Genomic DNA, 12,281 nt, shown 5'->3' on the forward strand with positions numbered 1-12,281 from the left:
GGTTTGTATTTCTGCCATATATTTTGTGAATGTTTAGCCCGCATTCATTTCGCTAGCTACATCGCTGATTAAGCGGCGCAACCAAATGTGACCTGCGTCGTGGTGAAGTAAGGCGCTCCACGCCATTTTTAGCGCAATAGGTGGTATGTCGAAAGGCGGCTCTTTAATCACCACATCTGGGTCGTGTTTGAACAAACGCGCCGCTTTGCTTGGTAAGGTAGCAATAAGTTTTTGCTTTTTCGCAATCTGAAGCGCTGCATGGTAATGACGAGTAAATACGCGAATAGCACGCTGTTTTCCGATTTTTGTAAGCTCTGCGTCAACCCAACCCAATTTTTGTACTTCATTTGGATCGATACCTACACCTACGCCAAACCCAGTTTTACTCACCCAAATATGCTGGGCACTCAAGTAGCCTTCTAGGTTGCATTTTTCTACTAGCGGATGGTCGGAACTCATTACGCAGCTAAAGGTGTCATACCAGATAACTTTTTGGTGAAACGACAAAGGCAGTTCATCGAAGCGGTTGATTGCCATATCCACTTTACCTTGCTCGACATCGTGAAACGTCACGTCACTCGGCGTAATAAGGTCAAGCGTAATATTGGGCGCTAAATCCGCCAGTCTTCCAACAAGTTCAAGTAACAAGGTACTCTCTGCATAGTCACTGGTCATGATGCGGAAGGTTCGGTCGCTGGTTAACGGATCGAAATCAGTCTCGGGTTGAATAGAGCTTTCCAATCGACTAAGCACATCGCGAATAATGGGTTGTAGTTCAAGCGCGCGCTTAGTGGGGGTCATCCCATCGCTGGTACGCACTAAAAGTGGATCTTTAAATAGATCGCGAAGACGCTTCAGGCCGTTACTCATTGCTGGCTGAGTAATGCTTAGCTGGTTTGCAGCTTTTGTTACACTTCCTTCGCGCAACAGCACATCTAAATAAACCAATAAATTCAGGTCGACCTTCGCTATATTCATTATTCTAATGCTCTTTTTAAACCTAATTAAACATAGCTATTATAAAGCTTTTTTATTTCAATGTCAGATAAGCGTTTAGTCTTAAATTGGCCGTCGTTATACCTATAAGGTATTGAAATATAATTGTTATATTGTTTTTTTATGAGATTTAGGAAAATATGGCTTTTTTTGTTTTATGCAAAAAGCATAAGTGAAGTGAATGACGTGCACAAAAAAGGGCACCCGAAGGTGCCCTGTAGGAAAGGTTGGGATACTTTCCGTTTAACTCATTGCCTGTTCGCGTTATACGTCGAACTGGTTCATGGTGTTATCTTCACCAGACGCTTTAAGTGCACCTTCACCAGAGAAGTACTCTTTGTGTGTATCACCTAGGTCAGAACCTGCCATCGCTTGGTGCTTAACGCACGCTAGACCTTGGCGAATTTCTTGACGCTGAACACCGCGAACATAAGCAAGCATACCTTCTTCACCGAAGTAACCTTTTGCAAGGTTGTCAGTAGACAGCGCTGCAGTGTGGTAAGTCGGTAGCGTGATAAGGTGGTGGAAGATACCCGCTTCGCGTGCTGCGTCAGCCTGGAAGCTCTTAATCTTCTCGTCCGCTGCTGCTGCAAGTTCGCTGTCATCATAGTCGGCAGACATAAGTTTCGCGCGGTCGTAGCCAGATACGTCTTTGCCTTCTTCTGTCCAAGCATCAAACACTTGCTGACGGAAGTTAAGCGTCCAGTTGAATGATGGAGAGTTGTTATAAACCAGCTTTGCGTTTGGTACTTGTTCGCGAATAGCGTTAACCATTTCAGCAATTTGGCCAACGTGAGGCTTTTCAGTTTCAATCCAAAGCAAGTCAGCGCCGTGCTTAAGTGACGTTACGCAGTCAAGTACTACACGGTCAAAACCTGTGTTGTCTTTAAAGCGGAACAAGCCGTTTGGTAGACGCTCAGGCTTAACCAGTTTGCCACCTTGCTTAAGAACTAGGTCACCTTCACTTAGATCTTCTGCCCCTGCAACTTCGGTAGTTTTAAGGAAAGCATTGTACTGAGCAGCTAAGTCGCCTTCTGATGTAGATACTGGGATCTTCTGGGTAAGACCAGCACCTAGTGAGTCTGTACGTGCAACAATTACACCTTCATCAACACCTAGTTCAAGGAATGCATAGCGTACTGCATTGATTTTCGCTAGGAAGTCTTCGTGTGGCACGGTTACTTTACCGTCTTGGTGACCACATTGCTTCGCGTCCGATACTTGGTTCTCAATTTGGATACAGCATGCACCTGCTTCAATCATTTGCTTTGCAAGTAGGTAGGTTGCTTCTTCGTTACCAAAGCCCGCATCGATATCTGCGATAATTGGAACTACGTGAGTTTCGTAATTGTCGATTTCAGCTTGAATCGCAGCTACATCACCACCGTTTTTCTTAGCGTCGTCTAGCTTGTGGAAAAGGTCGCCCAATTCACGCGCATCTGCTTGGCGAAGGAAAGTATAAAGTTCTTCGATAAGCGCAGACACTGATGTTTTTTCATGCATTGATTGGTCAGGAAGAGGACCAAATTCAGAGCGAAGTGCTGCTACCATCCAGCCTGAAAGGTAAAGGTAGCTTTTGTTAGTTGTGCCTTGATGCTTTTTAACTGAAAGCATTTTTTGCTGACCTACAAAGCCATGCCAGCAGCCCAGTGACTGTGTGTACTGAGACGAATCTGCGTCGTATTCAGCCATGTCTTTGCGCATAATGCTTGCAGTGTAGCGAGCAATGTCTAAACCTGTTTTAAAACGGTTTTGAACCTTCATGCGTGCAGCGAATTCTGGGTTGATACCTTCCCAAGTTCCGTTTTGTGCTGCCTTTAATGTGGCGAAGTTATCAATGTCTTGTTGATATTGCGACATGAGCGTCTCTCCCGACTATAATTAAAATACTTAACGTTGTTTATGTTTACGCTGTAGGGCGTTCCCGTTGATTCCATTTCATCCTAGTGCCGGATTTGGAATAATAGAAATATATATTTTGCATTGCGGTCATTTATTTTGTGAATGACTGGCGCCGAGAGAAGTCTAGATACTGTAAATCTTTGACACCTTTGTTTGGTGGTTTTAAGGCAATGGGGCAGCAGTGGGGCAAGAAGTGGTCGGTAAAAAATAACTCACGTAGGTTGCAAACGCTTGCTGGTATTGACTATTTCGTCTGTCTATTAGCTAAAAGGGTAATAGCTTTGCTGGTGTGAGCAAGGTAAATTTAGGCGTAAAGCTTCACGCTAAATAATCTTGTCCGATACGAGGGCGCTTTTGTTTTAGCTTGTTGATATATAATATGAAAAGTGGGTGTTATGAGTAGTAGTGTATTGTCGTCAGTTGACCAAAGAACCAAGCTTGTTGGCGAGAACAGGCTTGAGCTTTTGATTTTTCAACTGGGAACGCGACACATTTTTGCCATGAACGTCTTTAAAATTAAAGAAGTTATAAACGTACCCAAGCTCAATATAATGCCGGGTTCACATCACAACCTGAAAGGCGTGATGAACTACCGAGGAAGTTCCATTCCAATTATAGACTTGCGTCAGGCAATCAAAATGCGCGGTGCAGCTACGCAAGCAACAGCGAAGAATGTCATTATCACTGAATATAACAGAAGCGTGCAGGGCTTCATTATTGGTGAAGTGAAAAACATAGTGAATACATCGTGGGGAACCATTCAGCCACCCCCTAGCGGCATTGGAAAATCCAATTATTTAACCGCCATAACTCAGGTGAATGTTGAGGGTAAACAAGAGCTGGTAGAAATCATCGATGTTGAAAAAGTACTCGCGGAAATCATCGATTACGACACATCTATCTCTGAAGAAGTGCTAGATAAAGACATTGTTAACCACTTCTTAGGCAAGAAAGTGTTGATAGTAGATGACTCAAGCACAGCAAGAAAACAGATTAAAGATACGTTAGAGCAGCTAGGTATAACAATCATCGAACGTAAAAACGGCGCTGAAGCGTTAGCGCTGCTGAAGAAGTGGGCCGATGAGGGGAAGAACCCAACCGACGAAATTTTGCTAATGTTTACCGACGCAGAAATGCCAGAAATGGACGGCTATCGGCTTACTTCTGAAGTGCGTAACGATCCTCGTATGAGCAATTTATTTATAGCACTCAACACATCATTAAGCGGAAGCTTCAACGACGCCATGGTAGAAAAAGTTGGATGTGACAGGTTTATCTCCAAATTCCAGCCCGACATGCTCGTTGACGTGGCACAACAGCGCATGCGCGAATACCTCTCATCACAAAATAAGTAGTCGCTTCCTTCTTTAAAGTTGCTAATTTAATGAGATGACCATCTGGTCATCTCATGCTTGCGTTATTTTGTCCAAAAGCTTTGAGCATCTTGCCAGCCTGCTTTACACTATTACATCTTATCGCTTTGCTAACACCTTTATGATCACCAAAGAATCATTCGCGATAGTGTCGTTATTGTTGTATCTGCGGGTATCCAGGCCAGTAGGTACCTTACTTACTCAGGGAAGTTTAAATGATTAAACAATTTGTTCGCACATCACTACTAAGTTGTGCGTCTATTGCTGTTCTTGCGGGTTGTGGTATCACTGAATCTATGACCGAATCAGCAAGTGCAACCGGTACGCAAACTAAAGGTGTACCGAAAAATATAATAATGGTTGTAGCCGACGGTATGGGGCCTGCCTATACCACGGCTTATCGTAATTATGTAGATGACCCGTCAACACCGAAAATCGAATCGGTTGTGTTTGACGATATTTTAGTGGGCAATGCTTCCACGTATCCTGCGCAAGTATCTGGTTACGTTACTGATTCAGCCGCTGCTGCAACCGCTCTTGCTACTGGCGTTAAGTCATACAACGGTGCAATTGGTGTTGATGTAAATAAACAACCAGTAAACTCTGTTATGTACCATGCTAAGAGTAAAGGCATGCGTACTGGTTTGGCAGTAACGTCTCAAATTGTTCATGCGACACCTGCGTCATACATTGCGCATAACGAAAGCCGTAAGAACTACAACGAAATAGCTGAAGATTTCTTTGATGTTCGCGTGGACGGTAAGTTTGTCGCTGACGTGATGCTAGGCGGTGGAACGTCTTACTTTGAACGCGATGACAGAGATATTTTGGCGCAGTTTATTGATGCTGGCTACGAATATGCCGATTCATATAACCGTCTGGCTTCAGTGCCTGCGGGAAGTAATGTTCTCGGTCTGTTTGCTCCAGTAGCGCTGCCTGCGGTATTGGATGACAAGCGCAAAAATCGTCTTGAGTACCTAACTCAACATGCTATTAAACACTTAGAAAACGACAATGGGTTCTTTCTTCTCGTTGAAGCAAGTCAAGTAGATTGGGCTGGTCACGCAAACGATATCGCGTCTGCCATGGCTGAGATGCACGACTTAGCGCAAACCATGGAATATTTGCGAGATTATGTAAAAACGAATCCTGACACCTTGGTTATTTTGACGGCGGATCACAGCACAGGTGGCTTAACCATTGGCGCAAACGGCGACTACCGCTGGAGCCCTGAACATCTTAAGTCTATGTCAGCCTCGGTAATGACAATTGCTTTAGAGATGGCAAATGAAGAGAACCCTGGCGAATTTGTGGCGCAGAAGCTTGGCTTGTCGTTGAGTGAAGAAGAGCTTGCCACGCTAGATAGCGTATCAAACCAAGATGATGAAACTCGCTTCATGGCAGTAAAAACCTTCTTAGACACCAAAACAAACACGGGGTGGACAACAGGCGGTCACACTGGTGTAGATGTTGAAGTATTTGCTTTTGGTGCTGGTTATCAATCGCTTATGGGGCAAATTGATAACACAGATATTGCAAAAACAATCTTCAGTTTTATCGATAAAAAACAGCCAGTAATAATCGATTCCGATTCAAATAAAGTATCAGAAAAGGTATCGACCAACATTGAGCTTACGTCAGACGAAGATGATGATGGCTTGTGTGACTTTAAGGAAGATTGGCGCTGTAACTAATCGCTACATTGTTTGTATAGAAATTAAAGCGCCAGCGTTTTTATAACAAGGCGCTTTATTTTTATCTGTGGTAAGCAGGAAAGGGGAACTATGAAAAACGAAATGCTGGCACTACTTCAAGATATCTATGATGAAGTTGAGCCCATGTTGGGCATGGGAAAAGTTGCCGACTACATCCCTGCGTTGGCCACGGTTAATCCACGGCAATTTGGCATTTCAATTTGCGATACAAACGGTCAAATAACGTCGATAGGCGATGCGAGCGTTCCTTTTTCTATTCAAAGTATCTCAAAAGTCTTTAATCTTGTTTTAGCTATCAATCACTACGGTGAAACCATGTGGGAGCGAGTTGGATGCGAGCCATCCGGCCTGCCGTTTAATTCTCTTGTACAGTTGGAATATGAAAACGGTATTCCCCGCAACCCCTTCATTAATGCCGGTGCGCTGGTGGTTAGTGATATGGTGCAATCTCGGTTCGCTTCCCCTTATATTGCCATGCGAGATTTCGTAAGACGCTTAAGCTGTAACGGCGATATCGTGGTAAATAAGGTGGTGGCGGAGTCTGAATACGAGCACCGCTCTCGCAATGCAGCAATGGCATATTTGATGAAAGCCTACGGAAATTTTGAAAACGAAGTGGAAGATGTGCTTCGTAATTATTTTCACAACTGTGCACTAGAAATGAGTTGTGAGGACTTGGCGCGCTCAACGAGCTTTCTTGCTAACGCAGGTTTTTCTACTTGCGCAAATGAAAAGGTGCTAACGCCTTATCAAACCAAACAAGTGAACGCGCTTCTGGCGACTAGCGGTATGTATGACGAAGCTGGGAGCTTTGCTTTTAAAGTAGGCTTGCCGGGTAAAAGTGGCGTAGGTGGAGGCATAGTGGCTGTTGTACCAGGACGCTTTTCAATATGCGTATTTTCGCCAGCGCTTAATAGCGTGGGTAATTCTCAGCTAGGTGTGGCGGCTTTGACATCGCTAAGTGAACGCATCAATTGGTCTATTTATTAGGGGCTATTACGCTTCGCTGTATATCAAAGGTCAACAGGCCTTAGTAGCCTGTCAATTCCATAAAGCCGCTTCCTGAATGGGAGCCTTTTATTTCCACTCGTCCTTCATAATAGGGAAATAAGCTGTTATTCCATTGGTTTTCCTTGAACGGGCGAATGAATAGGTCGATATCTTTTTCTGGTATTTGAATACGCCAAGCGGTGGGAACAGAGCGAGGTGACTCTCCCTCGTTGATTGTTTCATAGGCCGTTGGCGTAATTGATACGTTGGCTTGCTCGATGGTTTCTTTCGTGCCATTTTTCGCTATATAGCTAGCCGTTGTGAATATTTCGCTGTGTTTGCTTGTACTATTTTTCATGTTTTCATTCATGGCGTGCATGCGAAACGCCATCAATTTACTTCCATCGTCTAAATGCAGCGAGAACCAATCCCATCCCATGGCTTCACTGTTGGCTAGGTGGCTCGTCCATTCGTGATCAAACCAGCCTTTACCCGTAACTCTTACGCTATTGCCCTCTATGTTTAACGTACCTTTCGCGTTAATAAATGGTTGGCTGTAATAGTAAGAGCGAAGGCGTTCGTCTTGTGTTTTTTTACTGTAGCCGTTATCACCCTGTTTGATGAAAGGCCCATAGGTATCTAGATTAAGCGAGACTTTGACGGCGCTAACGCTCGGCGCGTCATTTAATTCTGATAAGCTGTCTGCAGCGGTAGTGGGGATTTTTCCATTTATTCTGACCGGATGATGCGTGCTGCTTTGCCCAAAAGCGACTTTTAACACGGACGGGAACATGGCTTTGCTTTCTGCACCTGTTTGAACCTCCGCCTGTGCCGCTTTCCAAGCCCAATCGTCAATCACTGTCGTAAAGGGTTGTTGATTCACATAGGCATTACCTACACCGCCGCTTGCAAATCGTTCTTCGAAATAATGCTGTTCAGCGGTGTGTAGCGAAGCATGTCCCATCCACTGCTGGCCATTGGTCCAGTTTTTTGCGATATGGTTGTTGGCGTTAACTTCAGCACTATTTTCAGCATTAACCTTAACGCTTGGAGGGGCATTTAGCTCAGTATTGAAACGAAAAAGCGTATATTGAAGGCCGAACTCTTGCCCGTCTTCAGCGCTTAACACAAACGTGAGGTACCACCACTCTAACTGAAAATCGGGATGACTCATGTGATCGCGCGGTATCGCAACAGTATAGCCCCGCTTTACTGGCGTAAAGGCGTCGCTCGACTGCATGTTTCCAAAAAAGCCGTTTGGCGTGGAGGTTCCCAGAGTTTCGTTTTCATCTTTTGGGTTTTCAGTACATGCACTCAACGTGAAACAAATAGCTATAAGTACTAAAAAAGTATTGGCTTTAAATTGCAAAAACGTGGTGTTGGCACTACCTAAATGGTTTTTCATAGCTGAACTTCCTGCCTTAAATCAACTTTCGGCTTAAGTTTTCCTAAAGGTAACAACAGCACCAGTGAAACGATAAGCAGCGATAACCCCACGCTAGAGAGAATAACCTCTGCATTAAGTGAAAGCGGGTACACCCAGTTAAATGCATGCCGGTTTACTTGTTGAATAAAGACATAGGCCAAGTACACGCCAAAAGGAATGGCGAGCAAGGCTGAGATAAAACAAAGCAGCAGATATTGCGCAAACAGAGATGCTTTTACTTTAAGCTGACTAACGCCAATGGCACGCAATACAGATAACTGCGCTGTGCTGCCTATGGTTAGCACCGTCAGCGAAACAGCGAAGGCGACGCCCGCCACCAATAGGGTGGTAATGTTAAGGCCGTCGGTTAATACAAAGGTACGATCAAAGGTCTGCATAGAGGTATCTAACAGCGCTTGTCGGGTATAAAGGGCAATTTCGCGGTGTTCCCCTAACTGTGATTTTAGCTGCTGTTCGAGGATGTCCTTTCCATAGGTGCTTTGTTTGTTATCGCCTATCACGTTCGTCTCAATAGGCGGCTCTGGGTAAATAGCTACTACACCGGGAAAAAGTTGATCCCTGATAAGGACATCGTTTCGATTAAACGAGGGAAGAGGCACTAATATTTGCCCGTTCAGGTTACCGTAGTCAGGATAAATACCCAGTACTTTCCATTGAGGCGTCGCTGCAAATACCTTTGAGTTCGACGAACTGCTTTGTGAGCTTTGTGTTGGGTCAGTAGTTTTATCTTGTGGCGAGCTATACGCCTCGTTAGATGTATTAACCGCCGAAGAACTTGAATTCGCAGTTTTACGAAGGCGAATATTTTCTATATCTAGCGTGTGTCCTAACTTTGCGTTAAGGGCAAACGCTAATTGCTGATTGATGAATACCCCTTTCCCTTCTGTAAACTCACGCCACGCTGTGCTGAGGTCGTTGTTTATTACATCATCGAGGACAAGCGCCTTTTTACCGTTTTGGTGAACGGGGTAGCTACTGATAGAAACGTAAGTGGGTGGGCTGTTACTGACTTCATGTGTTTCTTTATGTGTCTCTTCTTGAGCACGTGAGCTAATGACAGCTCCCTCGGCCTTAAGTAAAGGAGTTAAAGCAAGCGGAGGTAACGATTTGGTAGATAACGTTTCGATACGACTAAGTGGCGCGTCGGTGTACAGATAGAAAGGCGCGTAAAGCCTTTGCGTTAACCATTGTTCAGTGGCGTCTCTAAAGCTGTCCGTCATGGTATTCATACCAATATTTGCGGTTAGCGCTATAAAGAATGCACAAACGGCGAGACGGGTTTTGCTAGACAGTAAATGCATATTAGCAATGACGTAGTGAAACACGGGCCACTGTCTTGGTACAAATCTAGTCAGTAGCTTAGAGAAAATAGGTAACCAAAGAAGAATAAGCGCGCAGCTGGTAAGGAGTAACAGTGCAACAAAGAAAAGTGCTGAAGCAGTAGAAGATACGAACCCCTCAGCGATAAATAACAGTAGTAGGGCACATAATGAGATAAGACCTACGGCAAATTGGCCTAACGCATTTTCTTTTTTGACAGGCGCTACGGTTAGGGCATTTGAAAGCTTAACTATAGAAACTAACGAAAAAACAACCAGCGATATAAAGGTCGTTGTTAATGCGAAGCCGAAGGTGAAAAGCAGATTAACGTCTGGGTTAACAAATACGGCGTTAAACAATGACGTAAATGTACCGTTTATCACAGGTGACAACCATGACGCCGCTTGAAAACCGATGAACATGCCAATTGGAATACTTATTACGCAGTAAACAAGCAACTCGGTGAATAGGGCAATGCTTAAAATTCGCTGAGATATGCCCAGCTGCCTTAAACGAATGATATTGGGTAGCCGCGTGCGGTACATCAAGTTTAGCGCGTTAAGTACTATAAAAAGCGCCACAACGCCCATCAGTCCGCTCGTCGCCCAAAGATTTAGCCTAAAACTATCTGGCAACGAACCGGTGTCATTGTCTGTATTGCTAGTGGTTTGCTTTACAGGTATTCCAAGTAGGGTTTCTATTTGGGTTAAATGTTGATGTGATAGCGGTGAAAGTGCAATAAGCCCGGAAAGTGGGACGTAAGCTTTCTGTTGCTTTGCTTGTTTCTCTTGCGCGCGTTTAGCATTGTCAGGAATAACAGGCTTAACAGATTCATCATTCTCAATCGTTACCCCGCCTCTGTAAAATTCATCGATAGAGATTAAAATTGTATTTTGCGGAGCAAAGCTGCTCACATACGCGCTTACCGTTGCAGGCCAATAGGGACTTGGCGCGGATTTTCTATCGATTTCATTGAGCGTGTCGTGACAGGCCAGTTTTGCGTTCGTTAAGGGGTGAATAAGCCCATTTACAGCGAAGTCGCCCCCAGAATTTGAGCGCAATTCGCGTCCCGCTGGCGTCTGCTGGTTTTCCATTTCACTAAATTTCTTCGCATTTGGCGATAAATAGGAAAGCGAAAGAGCGCTATCGTTTTGGGCAGGCGCTTCAAAACCTCTCTTTCTAAATGCGTTTCCTAAAAGAGGCTGAGTATCAACACCGATTAATGTGAGAGTTGTTGCTGTGGGCTCGCTGCCATTGCACGATAGGGTGATGTCTCTTTCAGTTATCGCAACAAGCTGGGTAAAACCCTGCTTGCGAAGCGTGGCATAATCACTTTGTGCAAAGCGAGTTCTGCTGTCTGCTGGGGTGATGATACTGCCCAAGGTAAGCCCTTGCTTCGACTGTAGCAGTTCACCTTGTGTAGCGCCTTCGTTTATAAGCAAAACGGTAACCAAGCCAGCATTGGCCAGTATAATTGCGGCCATAATGAGCAATGGCTCCCACGGCCTGTGCCTTGCCATTGCAAGTAAGCTAGAAAGTGTTAACAGTAGAGTGCGTAGCACGTTATTTTCCTACTTGCTGTTTTCGGTGTCTTTTTCACAGGGCGCATATCGCTAACGTTTTTCACCTACAATTAGCTTGCTGCTACTGGTGTAGATAAGGTTTGTTCTTTAGTTTTATATTTCACACTCTCTAATACCCCTTTATGTAGTCGCAAAGCGGCGTCTGCTTTTACTGCGACGTCTTGGCTATGAGTTACCACAACAAGAGAAGTATTGGCCTCTTTACAAGTTTTAAAGAGTAAGTCAGACACGGTTTCGCTAGTGGTTTCGTCTAAATTGCCGGTGGGTTCGTCGGCCAAGATAAGCGAGGGGCGATGTACAAGTGCTCTAGCAATGGCACAGCGCTGCTGTTCACCGCCAGATAACTGACTTAGCGGCTTTTGCGCTAGGGGTAATATCCCAAGCTGCTCCATTAATGCTAATTGGTAGTCGTTATCTACATTACCTTTTAGCCTTGCAGTAAAGGCAATGTTGTCCCACGCATTAAAGCAGTCGAATAAATTGAAGCTTTGAAACACAATACCTAAATGCTGTTTGCGAAAATTGTCGATATCCTTCGCTTTAAATGTATTATCGAGTTTGCTATTGCCAGCAATCGACAATCCATTTACCGAAATATCTCCACCGTCGGGCGTCTCAAACCCAGCAATAAGCGACAGCAAGGTAGATTTACCGCAGCCAGAAGCCCCCTGAATACTCACCGATTCACCTGTCTTTACGGTAAGGTTAAGGTTGTTGATGAGCGGAGCCCCTGTCTTTGAAAAAGATTTCTTTAAGTCTTTTATTGTCAGCATAATTCGCCGTTTTGTATTGAACCGTCTTAGTGTGAACATGAAGGAGCGAGAATGCATGCAATAGGCTATACTTAAAACGCAATTAGCAGCGCTTATGGCGTAATGTTAGAGGTGCAATGCGCGCCTTCAATTAGCGCCTACATGTTCTAATAGAACGGGTTATTTTTATATTTGAGAGTATA

Annotated in this window: 8 protein-coding genes; 3 read left to right on the top strand and 5 right to left on the bottom strand. The window is 44.5% G+C overall.

What is annotated here, in order from left to right; genetic code table 11:
• Positions 1-33 precede the first annotated feature (33 nt).
• Positions 34-978, bottom strand: a complete 945-nt coding sequence (locus WA381_RS05000) for a LysR family transcriptional regulator (RefSeq protein ID WP_014950208.1) — start codon at positions 976-978, stop codon at positions 34-36.
• Positions 979-1,260: 282 nt separating this feature from the next.
• Complete coding sequence (locus WA381_RS05005) at positions 1,261-2,856, bottom strand: isocitrate lyase (protein WP_014950207.1); 1,596 nt, start codon at positions 2,854-2,856, stop codon at positions 1,261-1,263.
• 437 nt (positions 2,857-3,293) lie between these two features.
• Between WA381_RS05005 and WA381_RS05010 the strand changes: the two genes are divergently transcribed.
• From WA381_RS05010 to glsB, 3 genes are all read left to right on the top strand, one after another.
• Positions 3,294-4,253 (top strand): chemotaxis protein CheV, encoded by a 960-nt coding sequence (locus tag WA381_RS05010; protein WP_156078630.1) that lies wholly within the window; start codon positions 3,294-3,296, stop codon positions 4,251-4,253.
• Between the two features lie 233 nt (positions 4,254-4,486).
• Entirely contained in the window at positions 4,487-5,965 is a 1,479-nt protein-coding gene (locus WA381_RS05015; protein ID WP_014950205.1) for an alkaline phosphatase, read from the top strand.
• A gap of 102 nt (positions 5,966-6,067) precedes the next feature.
• Positions 6,068-6,976, top strand: coding sequence for a glutaminase B (gene glsB / locus WA381_RS05020; protein WP_014950204.1), 909 nt, complete (start codon positions 6,068-6,070; stop codon positions 6,974-6,976).
• A 40-nt stretch (positions 6,977-7,016) separates the two neighbouring features.
• Here the strand turns inward: glsB and WA381_RS05025 are convergent, their stop codons facing one another.
• The 3 genes from WA381_RS05025 to WA381_RS05035 form a co-directional block, all read right to left on the bottom strand.
• A complete protein-coding gene (locus WA381_RS05025) occupies positions 7,017-8,381 on the bottom strand; it encodes a lipocalin-like domain-containing protein (RefSeq protein ID WP_156086679.1) in 1,365 nt (454 codons plus the stop codon).
• Positions 8,378-11,305, bottom strand: coding sequence for an ABC transporter permease (locus WA381_RS05030; protein ID WP_156086678.1), 2,928 nt, complete (start codon positions 11,303-11,305; stop codon positions 8,378-8,380). Before WA381_RS05030 ends, WA381_RS05025 begins: the two co-directional genes overlap by 4 nt.
• A gap of 71 nt (positions 11,306-11,376) precedes the next feature.
• Positions 11,377-12,099 (bottom strand): ABC transporter ATP-binding protein, encoded by a 723-nt coding sequence (locus WA381_RS05035; protein WP_156086677.1) that lies wholly within the window; start codon positions 12,097-12,099, stop codon positions 11,377-11,379.
• Positions 12,100-12,281 lie beyond the last annotated feature (182 nt).

Origin of the sequence: Alteromonas sp. CH_MED4-4 (assembly GCF_037029575.1) — a bacterium.
GTDB classification, from domain to species: Bacteria; Pseudomonadota; Gammaproteobacteria; order Enterobacterales; family Alteromonadaceae; genus Alteromonas; species Alteromonas macleodii.

Bases quoted from the DNA above. Each gene is read 5' to 3' on its own strand.
- WA381_RS05000 (WP_014950208.1), bottom strand. From the start codon at position 978: ATGAATATAGCGAAGGTCGACCTGAATTTATTGGTTTATTTAGATGTG.
- WA381_RS05025 (WP_156086679.1), bottom strand. From the start codon at position 8,381: ATGAAAAACCATTTAGGTAGTGCCAACACCACGTTTTTGCAATTTAAA.
- WA381_RS05035 (WP_156086677.1), bottom strand. From the start codon at position 12,099: ATGCTGACAATAAAAGACTTAAAGAAATCTTTTTCAAAGACAGGGGCT.
- WA381_RS05005 (WP_014950207.1), bottom strand. From the start codon at position 2,856: ATGTCGCAATATCAACAAGACATTGATAACTTCGCCACATTAAAGGCA.
- WA381_RS05015 (WP_014950205.1), top strand. From the start codon at position 4,487: ATGATTAAACAATTTGTTCGCACATCACTACTAAGTTGTGCGTCTATT.
- glsB (WP_014950204.1), top strand. From the start codon at position 6,068: ATGCTGGCACTACTTCAAGATATCTATGATGAAGTTGAGCCCATGTTG.
- WA381_RS05010 (WP_156078630.1), top strand. From the start codon at position 3,294: ATGAGTAGTAGTGTATTGTCGTCAGTTGACCAAAGAACCAAGCTTGTT.